The 17,422-nt window shown below is 64.6% G+C and carries 17 protein-coding genes and 2 pseudogenes; 12 read left to right on the top strand and 7 right to left on the bottom strand.

Features of this window, described 5'->3' with window-relative positions; translation table 11 throughout:
- Nucleotides 1–19 precede the first annotated feature (19 nt).
- The 4 genes from GWG65_RS34260 to GWG65_RS34245 all read right to left on the bottom strand — a co-directional run bounded on the left by GWG65_RS34260 (nt 20) and on the right by GWG65_RS34245 (nt 2,694).
- Nucleotides 20–964 carry an FAD-binding protein gene (locus tag GWG65_RS34260; protein ID WP_275199849.1) on the bottom strand — a complete coding sequence of 315 codons (945 nt, stop codon included), beginning with the start codon at nt 962–964 and terminating at the stop codon, nt 20–22.
- Nucleotides 964–1,713, bottom strand: a complete 750-nt coding sequence (locus GWG65_RS34255; RefSeq protein ID WP_275199848.1) for an electron transfer flavoprotein subunit beta/FixA family protein — start codon at nt 1,711–1,713, stop codon at nt 964–966. Before GWG65_RS34255 ends, GWG65_RS34260 begins: the two co-directional genes overlap by 1 nt.
- Before the next feature lie 125 nt (nt 1,714–1,838).
- Nucleotides 1,839–2,411 (bottom strand): cob(I)yrinic acid a,c-diamide adenosyltransferase, encoded by a 573-nt coding sequence (locus GWG65_RS34250; protein WP_275199847.1) that lies wholly within the window; start codon nt 2,409–2,411, stop codon nt 1,839–1,841.
- Between the two features lie 88 nt (nt 2,412–2,499).
- Complete coding sequence (locus GWG65_RS34245; RefSeq protein WP_275199846.1) at nt 2,500–2,694, bottom strand: twin transmembrane helix small protein; 195 nt, start codon at nt 2,692–2,694, stop codon at nt 2,500–2,502.
- A gap of 329 nt (nt 2,695–3,023) precedes the next feature.
- On the opposite strand from GWG65_RS34245, the gene GWG65_RS34240 reads away from it, so the two are divergent.
- Complete coding sequence (locus GWG65_RS34240) at nt 3,024–3,917, top strand: YihY/virulence factor BrkB family protein (protein ID WP_275199845.1); 894 nt, start codon at nt 3,024–3,026, stop codon at nt 3,915–3,917.
- Here GWG65_RS34240 and GWG65_RS34235 read toward each other — a convergent pair.
- The gene (locus tag GWG65_RS34235) at nt 3,844–5,115 is read right to left on the bottom strand and encodes an ATP-binding protein (RefSeq protein ID WP_275199844.1); all 1,272 of its coding nucleotides are present in this window, start codon (nt 5,113–5,115) and stop codon (nt 3,844–3,846) included. The genes GWG65_RS34240 and GWG65_RS34235 overlap by 74 nt on opposite strands.
- Nucleotides 5,116–5,219: 104 nt before the next feature.
- Nucleotides 5,220–6,092 (bottom strand): tRNA glutamyl-Q(34) synthetase GluQRS, encoded by an 873-nt coding sequence (gluQRS, locus tag GWG65_RS34230; protein WP_275199843.1) that lies wholly within the window; start codon nt 6,090–6,092, stop codon nt 5,220–5,222.
- Between the two features lie 189 nt (nt 6,093–6,281).
- On the opposite strand from gluQRS, the gene GWG65_RS34225 reads away from it, so the two are divergent.
- Complete coding sequence (locus GWG65_RS34225) at nt 6,282–6,935, top strand: DNA-3-methyladenine glycosylase 2 family protein (RefSeq protein ID WP_275199842.1); 654 nt, start codon at nt 6,282–6,284, stop codon at nt 6,933–6,935.
- Here GWG65_RS34225 and GWG65_RS34220 read toward each other — a convergent pair.
- The gene (locus GWG65_RS34220; RefSeq protein ID WP_275199888.1) at nt 6,932–7,819 is read right to left on the bottom strand and encodes a LysR family transcriptional regulator; all 888 of its coding nucleotides are present in this window, start codon (nt 7,817–7,819) and stop codon (nt 6,932–6,934) included. The two genes, GWG65_RS34225 and GWG65_RS34220, sit on opposite strands and share 4 nt — an antisense overlap.
- Before the next feature lie 181 nt (nt 7,820–8,000).
- Here GWG65_RS34220 and GWG65_RS34215 point away from each other — a divergent pair, with 181 nt between their 5' ends.
- The 10 genes and pseudogenes from GWG65_RS34215 to GWG65_RS34170 all read left to right on the top strand — a co-directional run bounded on the left by GWG65_RS34215 (nt 8,001) and on the right by GWG65_RS34170 (nt 17,311).
- Nucleotides 8,001–8,975: a nitronate monooxygenase family protein gene (locus tag GWG65_RS34215; RefSeq protein WP_275199841.1), complete on the top strand. Its 975-nt coding sequence runs from the start codon at nt 8,001–8,003 to the stop codon at nt 8,973–8,975.
- A 51-nt stretch (nt 8,976–9,026) separates the two neighbouring features.
- Nucleotides 9,027–10,211, top strand: a complete 1,185-nt coding sequence (locus GWG65_RS34210; RefSeq protein WP_275199840.1) for an ABC transporter substrate-binding protein — start codon at nt 9,027–9,029, stop codon at nt 10,209–10,211.
- A gap of 39 nt (nt 10,212–10,250) precedes the next feature.
- A pseudogene (locus GWG65_RS34205) lies at nt 10,251–11,792 on the top strand (acyl-CoA synthetase); the annotation flags it as partial.
- A gap of 96 nt (nt 11,793–11,888) precedes the next feature.
- Nucleotides 11,889–12,974 (top strand): DUF2855 family protein, encoded by a 1,086-nt coding sequence (locus GWG65_RS34200; RefSeq protein ID WP_275199839.1) that lies wholly within the window; start codon nt 11,889–11,891, stop codon nt 12,972–12,974.
- A gap of 221 nt (nt 12,975–13,195) precedes the next feature.
- A pseudogene (locus GWG65_RS34195) lies at nt 13,196–13,884 on the top strand (hypothetical protein).
- A gap of 216 nt (nt 13,885–14,100) precedes the next feature.
- Entirely contained in the window at nt 14,101–14,658 is a 558-nt protein-coding gene (locus GWG65_RS34190) for an HNH endonuclease (protein WP_247382693.1), read from the top strand.
- A gap of 205 nt (nt 14,659–14,863) precedes the next feature.
- Nucleotides 14,864–15,460 (top strand): glycosyltransferase family 87 protein, encoded by a 597-nt coding sequence (locus tag GWG65_RS34185; RefSeq protein WP_275199838.1) that lies wholly within the window; start codon nt 14,864–14,866, stop codon nt 15,458–15,460.
- Nucleotides 15,457–16,062 (top strand): hypothetical protein, encoded by a 606-nt coding sequence (locus tag GWG65_RS34180; RefSeq protein WP_275199837.1) that lies wholly within the window; start codon nt 15,457–15,459, stop codon nt 16,060–16,062. Before GWG65_RS34185 ends, GWG65_RS34180 begins: the two co-directional genes overlap by 4 nt.
- A gap of 170 nt (nt 16,063–16,232) precedes the next feature.
- On the top strand, nt 16,233–16,454 hold the full coding sequence (locus GWG65_RS34175) for a dodecin (RefSeq protein WP_275199836.1): 222 nt from the start codon (nt 16,233–16,235) through the stop codon (nt 16,452–16,454).
- Nucleotides 16,455–16,606: 152 nt separating this feature from the next.
- On the top strand, nt 16,607–17,311 hold the full coding sequence (locus GWG65_RS34170) for an HAD family phosphatase (RefSeq protein ID WP_342760698.1): 705 nt from the start codon (nt 16,607–16,609) through the stop codon (nt 17,309–17,311).
- Nucleotides 17,312–17,422 lie beyond the last annotated feature (111 nt).

Here is a 17,422-nt window from a genome sequence, read left to right as displayed (position 1 = left end):
CGGTGTTTTTACCCCGTTTTTACTTGCCGAGCTTGCCGAGCGCCTCGGTGAGCTCAGGAACCGCCTGATAGAGGTCGGCGACGAGGCCGTAATCGGCGACCTGGAAGATCGGCGCGTCCTCGTCCTTGTTGATCGCGACGATCACCTTGGAGTCCTTCATGCCGGCCAGATGCTGGATCGCGCCGGAAATGCCGACGGCGACATAGAGCTCGGGGGCCACCACCTTGCCGGTCTGGCCGACCTGCCAATCGTTCGGCGCATAGCCGGCGTCGACCGCCGCGCGCGAGGCACCGACACCGGCGCCGAGCTTGTCGGCGAGCGGCTCGATGTATTTGGCAAAGTTCTCGCGGCTCTGCATGGCTCGGCCACCAGAGACGATGATCTTGGCCGAGGTCAGCTCGGGACGGTCGCTCTTGGCGACTTCCTCGCCGACGAAGGTCGACAGGCCCGGATCGGCCGCCGCAGCGACGCTCTCGACCGGCGCACTGCCACCTTCACCCGCGGCGGCGAAGGTCGAGGTACGGACCGTGATGACCTTCTTGGCGTCCTTCGACTTCACCGTCTGGATCGCGTTGCCGGCATAGATCGGACGCTCATAAGTGTCGGGGGCGATCACCTTGGTGATCTCCGAGACCTGCATGACGTCGAGCAGCGCTGCGATGCGCGGCATCACGTTCTTGAAGCGCGAGGTCGCGGGCGCGACGATGGCGTCGTAGCCGGGCGCCAGCGAGACGATCAGCGCGGCCAGCGGCTCGGCGAGATCGTGCGCGTAAAGCGCGCCGTCGGCGAGCAGCACCTTCTTTACGCCTGCGAGCTTGGCGGCAGCATCCGCCGCGGCCTTAGCGTTCTCGCCGGCGACCAGCACCTCGACATCGGCGCCGAGCGCGGCGGCCGCGGTCAGGGCCTTGTTGGTCGCATCCTTCAGCGACGCATTGTCGTGTTCGGCAATCAGAAGCGTCGTCATCAGAGCACCCCGGCTTCGTTCTTGAGTTTCGACACCAGCTCGGCGACGTCCTTGACCTTGACGCCGGCCGTGCGGCCCGCCGGCTCCGTGGTCTTGAGAACTTCGAGGCGCGCGGTGAGATCGACGCCGTAGTCGGCGGCGGTCTTGTCCGCAATCGGCTTCTTCTTGGCCTTCATGATGTTGGGCAGCGACGCATAGCGCGGCTCGTTGAGACGCAGATCGGTGGTGACGATCGCCGGCCCCTTCAGCTTGACGGTCTGGAGGCCGCCGTCGACTTCGCGGGTGACCGTGAAATCGGAGCCTTCGACCTCGAGCTTGGAGGCGAATGTCGCCTGCGACCATCCGAGCAGCGCGGCCAGCATCTGGCCGGTTTGATTGCTGTCGTCGTCGATGGCCTGCTTGCCGAGAATGATCAGGCCCGGCTGTTCTTCGTCGGCGACCTTCTTCAGGATCTTGGCGACCGCGAGCGGTTCGACGATGCCCTCGGCCTTCACCAGGATGCCGCGGTCGGCACCCATGGCAAGACCGGTGCGGATCGTCTCCGAAGCCTGCGCCGGTCCGATGGATACCACGACGACCTCGGTGGCCTTGCCGGCTTCCTTCAGGCGCAGCGCTTCCTCGACCGCGATTTCGTCGAACGGGTTCATCGACATTTTGACGTTGGCGAGTTCAACGCCCGATCCATCGCCCTTGACGCGGACCTTGACGTTGTAATCGACCACCCGCTTTACCGGTACCAAGACCTTCATCGATCCTCTTTCACTCAATTTGGGAGGGGGCTATCAACTGGCGCGGAACCTAAAGGCCTGATCCGGCCCGGTCAACGCGCGAAGCGGCCTAATTTTAGTTCTCAGAAATGCGCCGGCTCAATGGGTCAGCGGTTCTGGCCCGGAACCCAGAGCACGTCGCCAGCACCATTGTGGTTGGCGGCCCGACTTGCCACGAACAGGAAATCCGACAGACGATTCATGTATTGGATGCCAGCCGCGCTGACCGGTTCGCCGGGCCGAGCCGCCAGTTCCACCATCACGCGTTCCGCCCTGCGGCATATCGTACGCGCGACATGTAGGTGGGCGGCAGCTGGCGTGCCGCCCGGCAGCACGAAGGATGTGAGCGGCGCGAGCTTGTCATTGAGCGCGTCGATGTCGCGCTCGAGCCGCTCGACCTGGCTCGCCACCACCCGCAACCGTTCAGCTTTACCTTCACGCTCGGGCACGGCGAGATCGGCGCCGAGATCGAACAGATCGTTCTGGATCCGGCCGAGCATCGCATCGAGTTCGGGCGCGTCATGGGTATGCAGACGCACCACGCCGATCGCGGCGTTGGTCTCGTCGACCGTGCCATAAGCCTCGATGCGCAAATCATACTTCGGACGCCGCTCGCCCGAACCGAGCGCCGTCGAGCCGTCGTCACCGGTTTTCGTATAGATGCGGTTGAGCACGACCATGATGGACTCCTTGATCTCAGGGCATGATCTTTTCGGAAAACCGCTGCGCACTTTGCGCCAACGCGGCCCTTCGGGTCCGGATCATGCCCTACCGTCCCATCGCCCAGACTGCGAGCATGGCGATGACGATCGCCACGAACTGAAGCAGCACGCGCCAGCGCATCAGCTTCTGCGAGGTGTTGGGCGAGCCGCCGCGCATCATGTTGATGAGGCCGAGCAGCAGCACCAACGCCACGGCGCCGGCCGCCACCGGCAGAATGAAAGTACTCAGGACAGATGCCATTGGGGGTAGATAACACCGTGTTTGCGGATGCGCCATCGTCTCAATCCCGGTCATTCCGGGGCGCGCCCACTGGCCCGCGGAGCGTGGCCCGGTGGCGCGAACCCGGAATCCATTCAGCCGCATCGCACGTGGTGAAATGGATTCCGGGCTCGCGCTACGCGCCCCCCGGAATGACGAGCATGGGGAACGGCCGCCGCGTTCCCGATCTGGCTTTTAAGCCAATAATATCAGATGGTAGCGAATGACCTCCGATTTGCGCCAATTGCCTTCCTTGTTGCCCTCTCCCCGCGCACGGGGAGAGCGAGCGACAGCAGCAGTGTAGGTGGCGCGTGAAAGCAATCCGCTACATCTATGTCGTCGTGATGGACGCGTTCTACACGTTCCTGGCTGACGACGGCTGGGCGATCTCGAGTCATATCGCGCTGTCGACGTTGATGGCGCTATTCCCGTTCCTGATCGTGCTGACCTCGCTTGCGGGCTTCTTCGGTTCCAAGGAGCTCGCCGACCAGGCCGCCAGTCTCATGCTCCAGGTCTGGCCCAAGCAGGTCGCCGATTCGATCTCGGGCGAGGTTCACGACGTGCTGACCACGACCCGCACCGGTCTGTTCACCATCGGCGCGGTGCTGTCGGTCTATTTCGCCTCCAACGGCGTCGAGGCGCTGCGGGTCGCGCTCAACCGCGCCTACGCGGTGGTGGAGATGCGGCCCTGGTACTGGCTGCGGCTGGAATCGATCGCCTACACGCTGATTGCGGCCTTCACCGCGCTCGCCATGGCATTCCTGATCGTGCTCGGACCGCTGCTCATCGAGGCGGCGCGTCGCCACATACCGCTGTTCGTCGAGTCCAACGAAAGCATCCTCACCTGGCTGCGCTACGGCATCACCGTCGGCGCGTTGGTGGTGGCGTTGATCATCCTGCATGCCTGGCTGCCGGCGGGACGGCGCAGCTTCCTCCAGATCCTGCCCGGTATCGTCTTCACCATCGTGGCGTCGCTGATCTCGGGTATCGTGTTCGGACAATATCTGGCGCGCTTCGCCAATAACTACGTGACGATGTATGCGGGGCTCGCATCGGTGATCATCGCGCTGGTGTTTTTGTATTTCATCGCCGCGATCTTCGTTTACGGCGGCGAGCTCAATGCCGCGATCATCAAGTCGCGGCTTCCTCACGGCGTTTCGCTTCAAGCAGCGCAGTCGCTAAGGCCCGCGGAGACACAGGTTTGATCAGGAAGGCATCGGCGCCGGCCTCGCGCGAGGCTGCCTCGTCCTCGCCGCGGCCGGAGACCCCGATGATCGGGATTTGAGCCAGTGGCGCCGGCATGGTGCGGATTCGTCTGATCGCCTCGACGCCGTCGATGCCGGGCAAGACCATGTCCATCAGCACCGCGTCGAAGGTGCCCTGCGCAAGCCGGTCCACGGCGTCTTCGCCGCGCCCGATGAACTCTGCATGATGGCCGAGCTCGGTCAAAATGGTGTTGAGCACGACGCGGCCGAACGGATTGTCCTCGACGCTGAGCACGCGCAGCCCCGACACCGCCTCCGCCTCGTCGTCGGCCGACTTGCGGGACCTCACCGGTCCCGCCGCATCGAGCGACACCGTCAGCGTGAAGGTGGCGCCGCCGCCGCGCCGCGGCGCGACGGTGATGTCGCCGCCCATCGCGCGCGCGAGTTGCTTCACCGAGGATAACCCCAAGCCGGCGCCGCCGAAGCGCGAAGCAATGGTGACATTAGCCTGGGTGAACGGGCGGAACAGCCGCTTGATCTCCGCCATGGTCAGGCCGATGCCGCTGTCGGACACCGCGAAGGCGACGCCGACCCTGCGCTTATCCTTCGCCTTGTCCTTTGCCTTGCCCCTGCTCTTGGCCAGACGGCAGGGTACGACTGCAAGCGCCACGCCCCCCTGGTCGGTGAATTTTACAGCATTGTCGATCAGGTTCTCCAGCGCAGCACGCAAGCGGACGGGATCACCCACCACCAGACCGGGAAGCTTTTCGGAGATCTCGACCTGGGCCTGGAGGCCCTTGGCCGCGGCGCGCCCGGCAAGCGAATCGCCGGCGCTGCGGGCGAGTGTCCGCAGGTCGAACAGGTCCTGCCGCAGCGTGCTGCCGCCGTTCTCGGTCCGGGCGGCGTCCACAAACAAAGTGGCAAGGCTCGCCAGATGCTCGGCCCCGGCCTTGATGGTGTCGGCCCAGCGTCGCTCCCGCTCCCCGAGGTCCGAGGTTGCGAGCAGGTCGCTGATCGCCAGAATGCCGGTCAGGGGGGTACGGACCTCGTGGGCAAAGGCGGCGAGCGCCGCCTGAACCACGTCCGGTTCAACCACCCTTGTGCTGCGCTTGCGCACCTTGACGGCCGCCCCGGATCGCTTCCGAGGCGATCGCCTGGACGTCCGCGTGGTGCGCGCTGCGCGCGTTTTCGCCGCCATAATTCCTCTTCGAAGTATCCGCTTCGAACCCCGCGCTCATCGGCGAGCATGGCACGGAGCGATGCCTTGAGTCACGGCGACCTTTTGCTAACCCCCAGAGAAACTTAATCTAATCCCACCAACCGGCGGATGCTGGCGGGCGTAGCTCCGGCGGCGCGCAGCTCCCGCAGGCCGGTCGAACGGCTCGACTTCGAGAGCTTCCGGCCTGCCACATCGCGAATCAGCTTGTGGTGGCGATAGGTGGGTGCAGGCCGGCCGAGCAGCTCCTGGAGCAGCCGATGGACAGAGGTGGCATGAAACAGATCCTGGCCCCTGACCACCTCGCTTACGCCCTGAAGCGCGTCGTCGACGACAACCGACAAATGGTAGCTCGTGGGCGTCTCCTTCCGCGCCAGGATCACGTCGCCCCAGGCCTCCGGGTGCGCCGGGACGGTGCCGCGCTCCTCGTCGGGGCCCTCTCCCAGCTCGTTCCAGGTCAGGCCACCCACACGGCCGCACGCGGCCGCCATGTCGAGCCGCAACGCATAAGGGGTGCCAGATGCGATCAGGCGCGTCCGCTCGCCGGCAGACAACGATTTCGCATTGCCGGGATAAAGCGGCGCGCCGTCGGGATCGCGCGGCCAGGGCCCACCAGCCTCGCGCACGGCCACCAGCCTTGCGATCTCGGCGCGACTTTCGAAGGCGGGATAGACGAGGCCCAGCGCCGAGAGCTTGTCCAGCGCGGCGCGATAGTCGGCGAGATGCTCGGACTGCCGCCGCACCGGCGCCTCCCAGGCGATGCCGATCCAGGCGAGATCCTCGTAGATCGCAGTTTCGAACTCCGGCCGGCAGCGTGTCGCATCGATGTCCTCGATGCGCAGCAGCAACCGTCCGTCAGCTTCGCGCGCGCGGTCGAAGTTCAGCAGCGCGGAATAGGCGTGGCCGAGATGCAGAAGGCCGTTCGGGCTGGGGGCAAATCGGAAAACGGGTGGCGCCATGCGACAGATCTCGTCATGGCCGGGCTCCCCCCGGCCATCCACGTTCTTCGGTGCCACATGCCGACCGTGTCAAGGGCGCGGACAAACACGACGACCACCGCTCATGCTAGAAATATGTCGCGGTTAGAAAGACGTGGATGGCCGGGACGAAGCCCGGCCATGACGCTGGAAAGAGCTTGCTGAGCCACCATGACCATCCACCTCGAAACCCAGTCCGATCTCGAAGAGGCCGTCCACGCGCTGATCAAGCGCGACCCGCGTCTCCAATCTGTGTTTGAGGTTGCGGGCATGCCGGCCCTGCGGCGGCGCGAGCCGGGCTTTGTGGGGCTCGCGCACATCGTTTGCGGGCAGCAACTCTCGACCGCGAGCGCGGCGGCGATCTGGGGGCGGCTGTCCGCCGCCTTCGATCCGTTCGATCATGACGCGGTGCGCCGCGCCCGCACCGACCGGCTGGGACGGCTCGGGCTTTCCGCCGCCAAGATCAAGACTTTGAAACATCTCGCGCGCGAAATCATGGCGGAGCGGCTGAACGTCGATGTGCTCGCCGAAGAGGATGCCGACGCCGCGCATCACACGCTGATCTCGCTGCCCGGCATCGGGCCGTGGACCGCGGACATCTATCTCTTGTTCTGCCTCGGCCATGGCGATGCCTGGCCGGCCGGCGATCTCGCCGTGCAGGAAGGCATCCGTATCGGGCTCGGCCTGAAGGCACGGCCGACGGAGAAACAGATGGTGCCGCTCGCCGAACCCTGGCGCCCCCTGCGCGGGGCCGCAGCGCATCTGTGGTGGAGCTATTATCGCGCGGTGAAGAAGCGCGAAGGCGTGATCGCCGGGCAAGCTTAGCCGCGCAAGCTCGCGCGATCGGTTCGGGCGCATTCTGCGACGAAGTCGACCACGGCACGCACCGCCGGCAGTTCGACGAGGTCGGGATGGGCGAGGAGCCACAGGTCCGCCACGCTGGCGAGCTTCTGCGGCGCGACGCGCACGAGATCCGGATAGCTTTCCGCGACGAAGCACGACAGCGCAGAGATTCCGATCCCGGCACGGACCGCTGCCAACATGTCGCCCTGGGACGAGCAACGCATCACGACCCTGCCCTGACGCGTGACGACGTCGCTCCAGCGCGCAAGCTGGACATTGGACGTCTGGTCGGCAAAACCGATGACGCTGTGGCCTTTCCACTCGCCACGCCGTTCCGGCAAGGACCGTCCGCCGGCATAGTCGCGTGAAGCATAAAATCCCGTGCCGAGACGGCCGATCTTGCGGCCGACCAGGTTTTCCTCACCGCTATCGAAGGGCCGCAGCACCACGTCCGCCTCGCGGCGCCGCACGCTCGCCGGAAACGGATGGGTGATGATCTCGAGCTGGATGTGACCGTGCGCGCGCAGGAAGGAAGGCAGGCGCGGCATCAGCCAGTGCGAGGCCAGCGTCGCGCCGATCGACAGCTTGACGGTGCCGCGCGCCTTGTGCCCTCCCGCCGCGACCGCCGTTTCCGCCCGCAGCGCTGCCGCCGCCATCGCCTCGGCATGCTCGCGCAACGTCCGGCCATCCGCGGTCAGCGCCAGGCCGTCGGCGGCGCGCACCAGCAATCTGGTGCCGAGCTGAGCTTCCAACGCCGCGATCTTGCGGCTGACGGTCGGATGGCTGGTGTGCAGCCGGCGTGCCGCCGCGGTGAAGCTGCCGGTCTCAGCCACCGCGACGAAGGTCTTGCAAAGGTCCCAATCCACCTTCAGCCCTTGGTTCAAGCCTGAATGGTCGTCTGTACATTATTGAACGATCGGAACCCGTTCTCCAACCCTTATAGTGGCGTCAAATCCGCGAATGCGGGCCGGCAAGCCGCCGGCGACAATCAACGGGGAAACGCCTCGCCATCCGCATGCCGGCGGGGCACGTTTCCAGGAGGACACCATGGCGTTGCCCGCTCTCTTGAAAGACACCCTCGAACTGCCGGTGGTCGGCTCGCCGCTCTTCATCGTCTCCGGACCGGAGCTGGTGATCGCCCAGTGCAAGGCGGGCGTCGTCGGCTCGTTTCCCGCGCTCAACGCCCGCCCGGTCGAGAAGCTCGACGAATGGCTGAGCCGCATCGAGGATGAGCTCGGCGAATACAAGTCGCGCAATCCCGGCAGGAAGGTCGCCCCCTACGCGGTCAACCAGATCTGCCACGCCTCCAACGACCGGCTGATGAAGGACATGGAGACCTGCGTGAAGCACAGGGCGCCCATCATCATCACCTCGCTGCGGCCGCCGGCCGAGATCGTCGAAGCCGCGCACTCCTATGGCGGCCTGGTGTTCCACGACGTCATCAACGTCAAGCACGCACGCAAGGCCGCGGAGCAAGGCGTCGACGGGCTGATCCTGGTGTGCGCCGGTGCCGGTGGCCATGCCGGCACGCTGTCGCCGTTTGCGCTGGTGCGCGAGGTCAAGCAATGGTTCAAGGGCACGATCCTGCTGTCGGGTGCGATCAGCGACGGCTTCGGCGTCGCCTCCGCCGTGACGCTCGGCGCCGATCTCGCCTATATGGGCACCCGTTTCATCGCGACGGCGGAGGCCAATGCCGCCGATGAGTACAAGAGCGCGCTGGTGCAGCATGCCGCCCACGACATCGTCTATACGAATTTGTTCACCGGCGTGCACGGCAACTATCTCGGACCCTCGATCGCCGCCGCCGGGCTTGATCCGGACAACCTGCCGGTCGCCGACAAGACGAAGATGAACTTCGGCTCCGGCGGCAACACGAAATCGAAGGCGTGGCGCGACATCTGGGGCTCAGGCCAGGGTATCGGCCAGATCACCGACGCGCCGCCGGTCGCCGAGCTCGTCGATCGGATGAAGCGGGAGTTCGACCAGGCACGGCAGGACTTGCTGATCCGCGCCAGCGCCTGACGGCTTGGTCCGGCAAGAAAATTGGACTGACAAGAACAACGGGAGGACATCATGAAGCTGGCTGCCGCACTGATCGGCATGTCGTTGCTGACGCTCGCCGCTGGCACCGCCCACGCCGAAGGCACCGACGAGATCCGGATCGGGCAGACCTTGCCCTACAGTGGTCCGGCCTCGGGCTTCGGCGCGATCGGGCGGACGCAAGAGGCGTTCTTCGAAAAGCTCAATGCCGAAGGCGGTATCAACGGCCGCAAGGTCAGGTTCATCACGCTGGACGATGCCTATTCGCCGCCGAAGACGGTCGAGCAGACCCGCAAGCTGGTCGAGCAGGAGGAGGTGCTGATGATGTTCGGCTCGCTCGGCACCGCCACCAACAGCGCCGTGCAGCGCTATCTCAACGCCAAGAAGGTGCCGCAGCTGTTCGTGCTCTCGGGCGCCACCAAATGGGCCGATCCGCAGAAGAGCCCGTGGACCATGCCGGGCATGGCGGCCTACGAATCCGAGGGCGTGGTCTATGCCAAGTACATCCTGCAGACCAAGCCCGACGCCAAGATCGCAATCCTGTCGCAGAACGACGATTTCGGCCGCGACTATGTCGCGGGCTTCAAGCGTGCGCTCGGGGCCAAGGCGGCCGGCATGATCATCGCCGAAGCAAGCTACGAGACCAGCGCGCCGACGATCAGTTCGCAGCTCTCGACCTTGAAGGCCTCAGGCGCCAACGTGCTGTTCGGCGTCGTGCTCGGCAAGTTCACGTCGCAGATGGTGAAGGGGGTGGCCGAGATCGGCTGGAAGCCCGAGCTGTTCTTCGTGCCCACCTCGGCTTCCTCGATCTCGTTCCTGGAGCCGGCGGGGCTGGACAATGCTGTCGGCCTGATCTCGTCGAGCAACCAGAAGGACACGATGGACCCGCAATGGGCTGAGGATCCCGGCGTGAAGGATTATTTCGCGTTCATGAAGCAATACATGCCGACCGCGGATCTCTCAAATTCGAACTACGCTGCCGGCTATCACTATGCCACGCTGCTGATGACGGTGCTCAAGGCGTGCAAGGACGACATCAGCCGCGACAACATCATGCGCCAGGCGGCTTCGCTCAAGGACGTCAAGCTGCCGCTGCTGCTGCCGGGCATGTCGGTCTCGACCGGCCCCGACGACTATCTGCCGTTCCAGCAGCTGCAGCTGCGGCGCTTCAACGGCAAGAGCTGGGTGAGCTTTGGCGACGTGCTGGACGATCGCTAGTGCGAACGTGGCCGGCAACACACCCATCAGCGTGGCAAGCATCAAGGACGCGACATGATCATCAGCGGTGAACGCCGGATCGATTATCCCGACCTCCATGCGCGGATCAGACGCGCCGCGGCCGGGTTCAGCGCGCTCGGCGGGCGCCAGGGCACGCCGGTTGCCATGATGCTGCGCAATGATTTTGCGCTATTCGAGGTGGTCGCAGCTTCGGCCGCGCTCGGCAGACCGGTGGTGCCGATCAACTGGCACCTGAAGGCCGCCGAGGTCCGCTATATCCTGGCCGACAGCGGCGCCGACATCCTGATCTGCCACGCCGACCTGTTGCCGCAGATCAGCGGCGGCCTGCCGGACGGCCTGACGCTGATGGTCGTGCCGACGCCGCCGGAGATCGCCACCGCGTTCGACATCCGGGCCGCGCTCACAGGGGTTCCGGACGGATTGACCGACTGGAACAAGTGGCGGGACAGCCAGGCGGAGCTCAGTCGACCGCCGCTGCGCAGCGCGCCGATGTTCTACACGTCGGGCACCACGGGCATGCCGAAGGGCGTGCGGCGGATGCCGATGCGCCCCGATCAGGTCGCGGCCTCCGAGCGCGTCGGCGCGATCGCCTATGGCGTCAAGCCGAACGAGGATCAGGTCGTGCTGATCAACGGCCCGATGTACCATTCCGCCCCGCACTCCTATGGCATGCTGGCCTATCGCAGCGGCTGCACCATCGTGCTGGAAGCCCGGTTCGATCCCGAAGAGCTGCTGCAACTGGTCGAGCGCCATCGCGTCACAAACATGCATATGGTGCCGACGATGTTCGTGCGCCTGCTGCGCCTGCCCGACGTGGTGAAGCGGCGCCATGATCTGTCCTCACTGCGCTTCGTCGTCCATGGCGCAGCGCCCTGCCCGCCCGACGTGAAGAAGGCGATGATCGATTGGTGGGGGCCGGTCATCAACGAATATTTCGGCTCGACCGAGACCGGAATTCCGGTGTGGCATTCCGCCGAGGAGGCGCTGAAGAAGCCCGGCACCGTCGGCCGCGCCATCGAGGGCGGCACCGTCAAAATCTTTCGCGCCGACGGCAGCCCGTGCGGCGTCAACGAACCCGGTGAAATCTACATGCGGCAGGTCTCGGTGCCGGACTTCGACTATCACGGCAAGGCCGAGGCCCGGGCCGAGGCCGGCCGCGACGGACTCGTCAGCGTCGGCGACGTCGGCTATCTCGACGAAGATGGCTATCTGTTCCTGTGCGACCGCAAGCGCGACATGGTGATCTCCGGCGGAGTCAACATCTACCCCGCCGAAATCGAGAACGCGCTGATTGGAATGCCGGGCGTGCGCGACTGCGCCGTGTTCGGCATACCCGACGCCGAATTTGGCGAGCGGCTGTGCGCCTATATCGAACCCGAACCGGGGGCCGAGCTTTCGGCCGGCGCGGTCCAGTCGTTCCTGCGCGAGCGACTTGCCAATTTCAAAGTGCCGAAGGACGTCGAATTCCGCGACGCGCTGCCGCGCGAGGCGACGGGGAAGATCTTCAAGCGAAAGCTGCGGGAGCCCTATTGGGCGGGCCATGCAGGCGCCGGCGCGTGACGAACGGCTGCAAACAGCGTTTAAAACTATGTTGCTGTTGCAAAAACTTTGCCGATGAATGATGAGATGCCGGCACGGACGGGCCGGGATCAAGTCATGACATCGATCAACTTCATCGTTGCGAAAGATGACCTCGACCAGTGTAAGACGATCACGACCAGGCTTCCCGACGCGGATGCGCTGCCGCAAGATGTCCTGCTCGTAAGAGTCGACCGCTTCGCCTTCACCGCCAACAACATTACCTATGCGGTGCTCGGCGACGAGCTCAAATACTGGCAACTGTTTCTAGAGCCAAGCGGCTTCGGCAACATTCCGGTATGGGGTTTTGGCGACGTGATCGCATCGAAGCATCCGCACGTCGCCGTGGGCGAGCGCCTGTTCGGCTATTTCCCGATGGCGACTCATCTTGTCATTGAAGCTACCGACGTCAGCAAACGCGGCCTGCGCGACGGCGCCGCGCATCGCCAGGGCGTGGCGCCGGTCTACAACGCCTATGCCCGCGTCAGCGGCGATCCTGCTTACGCGGGGCGGCACGGCGATTATCAGGCGCTGCTGCGGCCGCTGTTCATGCTGTCGTTCCTGGTCGACGACTTCCTCGCCGAGCACGACGATTTCGGCGCGGGCGCAGTGCTGCTGTCGAGCGCATCGAGCAAGACCGCGTTCGGGCTCGCGCATCTCCTGCATAGGCGCGGGCGCAAGGTGATCGGACTGACGTCAGCCGGCAATACCGGCTTCGTCACCTCGCTCGGCTGCTATGACGAGGTCGTCAGCTATGACCGCGTGACCTCGCTGCCATCCGATGCGCCTGTCGCCTTCGTCGACATGGCCGGCAACAGCGCGTTGCGTGCCGAGTTGCACCGGCATTTCGGTAGCCAGATGAAATGCTCCTTGCGCGTCGGATTGACGCATCGCGCCACCGCGGCCGACGAGGGCGAACTGCCCGGTGCAAAGCCGCGCTGGTTCTTCGCTCCCGACCAGATCCGCAGGCGCGCCAAGGAATGGGGGCCGGGCGGCATCGAGCAGCGCCTTGGCGCGGCATGGTCGGGTTTTGCGCCGCTGCTGGAGAGATGCCTGACTGTGGTCGAGAGCCGTGGACCTGAGGCCGTGAGGCAGATCTATCTCGATACGCTGAAGGGCCGTATTCCGCCCGAGCAGGGCCACATGCTTTCACTGCTCGGGTAAAGCGCTTTCGAGAGCGATCGAACCGGTATAGCGTCGTGCTTTGCTATTTAGGCATGATCTATTCAGAAAGCCGCTGCACACTTTTCCGGAAACCGTTGTCATTCCGGGGCGCGACAAGTTCGCGAACCCAGAATCCATTGCGCCGCATGTTGTGTGGATCGATGGATTCCGGGTTCGCGCTAACGCGCGCCCCGGAATGACGAGTTCAAAGGAGGTTACCAATGCCAGCCATTCTCGGCACCGGCGAGCACCGCTACCGCGTCGTCGACAATTTCGTGAAACTGCCGGAGGGCTGGCAGCTGACCGACGTCGCCTCGGTCGCGGTCGACAGCAAGGACCGCATCTCTCCGACGGCTATGGCAATGCCCGCGTGCACAAGTTCACGCCCGACGGCAAGCTGATGAAGAGCTGGGGCGAACCCGGCACCGATCCCGGCCAGTTCAACATCGTGCACAACATCGCCACCGATGCCGACGGCTGGGTCTACGTCGCCGATCGCGAGAACCACCGGGTGCAGGTGTTCAACGGCGACGGCAAGTACGAGACGCAGTGGAACAATCTGCACCGGCCCTGCGCACTGTGCTGCGGCGGCGGCAAGAATCCGACCTTCATCATTGGCGAGCTCGGGCCCGGCCTCGCAATCAACCGCAAGGTGCCCAACATTGGCCCGCGGCTGTCGATCGTGGACGCGAAGGGAAAACGCATTGCGCGGCTTGGTGGCGAGGAAGGCCCGGGCGTCATGAGCGGAAAGTTTCTGGCGCCGCATGGCATCGCGCTGGATTCCAGGGGCGACATCTATGTCGGCGAGGTCGGCGTCGCCGACTGGAAGACGAGCTTCCCGGACGAGGAGATACCGGCCGTGGTGCGGGCGACGCGATGTTTGCAGAAGCTGGAGCGGGTACGGGAGTAGGTGCCACGGCAAAGCCACGACGCGCTATTGAAGGTGGTTCCAGGCCGGCCGTGCCGACCATTCTTAGGAAGGCGGCTTTTTGAGCGTTTTGCCACCCCGCCGCCGCATTGCTTGCGCCTGAATAAGTCGCTCAACGGGCTTCACAATCCCGTCACGCTGCATGTAGTATGTCAATACATGCTGCTTCGCAGCGTACGTGGAGGCCGGGAGCGTTAATTGAACGCACATGTCTCGCAAGGCAGTTGGCCGGTGTTGGTGCTGAATGCGGACTTCCGGCCGCTGAGTTACTACCCGCTGTCTCTCTGGTCGTGGCAGGACGCGATCAAGGCGGTGTTCCTCGACCGCGTCAACATCGTCGCCCATTACGATCAGGCGGTTCGAAGTCCCACGCTCGAGATGCAATTGCCGAGCGTGGTTTCGCTCAAATCCTTCGTCAAGCCGACCACCCATCCTGCCTTCACCCGATTCAACGTCTTCCTGCGCGACCGCTTCAACTGCCAATATTGCGGCTCGCCCGAAGACCTCACGTTCGATCACATCATCCCGCGCAGCAAAGGCGGCCAGACCACCTGGGAGAACGTGGTCGCGGCCTGCTCGCCCTGTAACCTGCGCAAGGGCAATCTTACGCCGGTGCAGGCCAGGATGTTTCCGCGCCAGCACGCCTTCGCCCCGACCGTGCACCAGCTCCACCGCAACGGGCGCCTGTTCCCGCCGAACTATCTGCACGACAGCTGGCTGGATTATCTCTACTGGGATACCGAGCTGGATCCGTAGCGCGCGCCGGGCCCCTTACGCCGATCGCATTCCGTACCATCACCTTGCGGTTTTTCGTTACCGTCCTTTAAGCCTGTGCGGGCAATCTCGGCCGTGATTGGCGGACTGCTGTCCGGCCCATCACCCTCCCGGTCAGAGGCCGCCGCTGATGTTCGCCGAGACGTTGGAATCGATTCAGTCCTCGCCATCGAAGCGGACACACTATGTGCGCTACCTTCTCGCGACGCTTGCGGCCGTCTTGGGCCTCAAGACCTTCTGGTTCTTCCGGTGGGGCTTCTGGCACGATCACGAGGTCCCCGATTTCGCCGCCTTTCACCTCGTCGCGCAGCGGGTCTGGCTCGGCGATCTCGACCTGACCTATCTTGCGGCGTTCATGAAGATGCAGGCGGGGCTCTCAGGTAGCTCCACCGGCTTCATGCCGTGGACATACCCGCCACAGTTCGACCTGCTGCTGGCGCCTTTCGCATTCCTGCCGACCTGGGCAGCCTACTTCCTGTTCACCGCCACCACGCTCGCCGTCTATCTGACGACGCTGCGCATGATTGCAGGACAGCACTTCGCACAGGTCCTCGTCATCCTGTTTCCCGCCATGGCGCTCACGATCGGCTGCGGACAGAACGGCTTTCTCACGGGCGCGCTGATCGGGCTCGTCTGCATCGGCGTACAAAGCCGCAAGATGTTCGCGGGCCTCGCGCTCGGCGCCATGGTCATCAAGCCGCACCTTGCCGTTGCAGCCGGGGGTATCTGCTGGCGACCCGCCGCTGGGCAACGATCGCCACCGCCGCGACGGTCGCGCTCGTGAGCTCGCTGGTCTGCACCCTCGCTTTCGGGCCGCAGATCTGGATTGCGTGGCTGGGCGCGATCAGGGAGTCCGCAGGCTTTCTCGAACAGGGCTCCTATCCCCTGTTTCGCATGATCTCAGCCTACGCGGCGCTGTACAACGCCGGCGTTCCTGCCAGCGGCGCATTCTGGGGGCAGGTCGCCATCGCGGTTCTTGCGCTCGTTGCCATCGCACTTGGCATCGCGCGCGGGATGCCTGACCGTTTCACGCTCGGCATCGCAGCGATGGTCTCGGTGATGATCAGCCCCTATGCCTATGACTACGATCTGCCGATCGTCGGAATCGGTCTGGCGCTGCTGCTTCCCGATCTTCCCAAGGTGACGAGCCCGCGCGAACGCAGCGTCATGTACGGGCTCATCATGCTGGCCGGCGCTTACGGCCTGCTGCAATCGACGAACCTTGCGGCAGATTTTGACAAGCAATTCAAGCCCGCGGCCGCCGGCGTCGCGATCATCGTGCTGCTGGCGATGCTGCTGCGAATGCTGTGGCGCAATGCGCCGCCGGCGACCGCGACGGCCGCGCCCGGCGTCGAACTCGGCCCTCCGGCGCGTGCCCTGGACTAACCAAGTATAGCCGCTAGAGGCCAGCGCCACGCCGCGAGCGTGAGCGCCATCGCAGATTGCTGGCGCATGCGGGTCATGGCGGATGACGGAACTGGAGAGGCTGGTGCCCGTTCAGATGGAGGTCACGCGGCAGCAGGTGCCGCAGCGCAACCAACCAAGGGAGGCTCACGATGCCTACAGCCGAGAAGGATCACGTCTACAAGATCCTGGAACTGGTCGGATCGTCCGAGACATCGATCGAGGATGCGATCAAGAACGCGATCAGCCGCGCCGCCAAGACCGTTCGCGAGTTGAAATGGTTCGAGGTCGTGCAGACGCGCGGCCATATCGAGAACAACGCCGTGCGCCACTACCAGGTGACGCTGCGCGTCGGGTTTACACTGGATGAGTGAGGCAGCGACGCCAGGCGAAGCGCGCGCGCGAGGTCGGCGTGGATAACCTCCGGCAAGGATAATACGTCAAGATATCGACGACCCCCCGGCCGAATACGGAGTTCGCACAAATCAGCGCGGAACGACTAAACCTGCATCGCAGGGATCGGCCCTTGCGTCCCGGGTTTGTCGGCCGCGTTCCGGCGGGATATGACTACGCGGTCGGCTACTGCGGCCGGACCAAGAGTGTTGCCGTGACTGACGAGATCAAGCTTGTCCTCTTCGACATGGACAATGTCCTCTGCAACTACGACAGGGGAAAGCGCGTCGCGTTTCTGGCGGAGCTTGCGGGGTCCACCGGCGAATTCGTCCACAAAGCGATCTGGGGGGCCGGATTCGAGTTTCTCGGCGACTCCGGAGCGCTCGATGCCGTGGACTATCTGCGCGGTTTTGGCCAACGCATCGGCTATCTCCTGTCGCTCGACGAGTGGGCGGAGGCGCGGCGCCGTTCGATGAAGGCCGATCGCGCGATGCTGGAGGTTGCAGGCCGTCTGCGCGAAACCGTCGATATTGCCGTCCTGACGAACAACACCACGCTAGTCGCCGATCATATCGAGACGCTGCTGCCGGAATTGCGACCGCTGTTCGGCACAAGAATCTACACTTCCGCCCGGTTCAAGGCGGCCAAGCCGGACCCGTGCTGTTATCGCCTCTGCCTGTCGGAGTTGCAGACGGCGCCACAAACCGTCCTGTTCGCCGACGACCTCGCGGCAAATGTCACCGGTGCACGGGAGGCCGGCCTCCATGCGCATCACTACACTTCAATAGAGACTTTCAGGCAGGCGCTTTCGGAGCGCGGCCTGCTCCAGGCCGAATGAGGGTTCCGCTCTTGCGGCCTCAGGACCGCGCCTTCTTCTTCAAGCTCGGCATCGACGAGCGCTTCGCAAAATATTCGCCGGGCGTGCAGCTCAGGCTCGAGCTCACCCGCC

The organism is Bradyrhizobium sp. CSA207, assembly GCF_029051685.1.
GTDB lineage: Bacteria > Pseudomonadota > Alphaproteobacteria > Rhizobiales > Xanthobacteraceae > Bradyrhizobium.
The sequence above is the reverse complement of the archived record's forward strand: the minus strand, read 5'-3'. Positions and strand labels throughout refer to the sequence as shown.

Bases quoted from the DNA above. Each gene is read 5' to 3' on its own strand.
- GWG65_RS34260 (WP_275199849.1), bottom strand. From the start codon at position 964: ATGACGACGCTTCTGATTGCCGAACACGACAATGCGTCGCTGAAGGAT.
- GWG65_RS34255 (WP_275199848.1), bottom strand. From the start codon at position 1,713: ATGAAGGTCTTGGTACCGGTAAAGCGGGTGGTCGATTACAACGTCAAG.
- GWG65_RS34250 (WP_275199847.1), bottom strand. From the start codon at position 2,411: ATGGTCGTGCTCAACCGCATCTATACGAAAACCGGTGACGACGGCTCG.
- GWG65_RS34245 (WP_275199846.1), bottom strand. From the start codon at position 2,694: ATGGCATCTGTCCTGAGTACTTTCATTCTGCCGGTGGCGGCCGGCGCC.
- GWG65_RS34235 (WP_275199844.1), bottom strand. From the start codon at position 5,115: ATGGCGGCGAAAACGCGCGCAGCGCGCACCACGCGGACGTCCAGGCGA.
- gluQRS (WP_275199843.1), bottom strand. From the start codon at position 6,092: ATGGCGCCACCCGTTTTCCGATTTGCCCCCAGCCCGAACGGCCTTCTG.
- GWG65_RS34225 (WP_275199842.1), top strand. From the start codon at position 6,282: ATGACCATCCACCTCGAAACCCAGTCCGATCTCGAAGAGGCCGTCCAC.
- GWG65_RS34215 (WP_275199841.1), top strand. From the start codon at position 8,001: ATGGCGTTGCCCGCTCTCTTGAAAGACACCCTCGAACTGCCGGTGGTC.
- GWG65_RS34210 (WP_275199840.1), top strand. From the start codon at position 9,027: ATGAAGCTGGCTGCCGCACTGATCGGCATGTCGTTGCTGACGCTCGCC.
- GWG65_RS34200 (WP_275199839.1), top strand. From the start codon at position 11,889: ATGACATCGATCAACTTCATCGTTGCGAAAGATGACCTCGACCAGTGT.
- GWG65_RS34175 (WP_275199836.1), top strand. From the start codon at position 16,233: ATGCCTACAGCCGAGAAGGATCACGTCTACAAGATCCTGGAACTGGTC.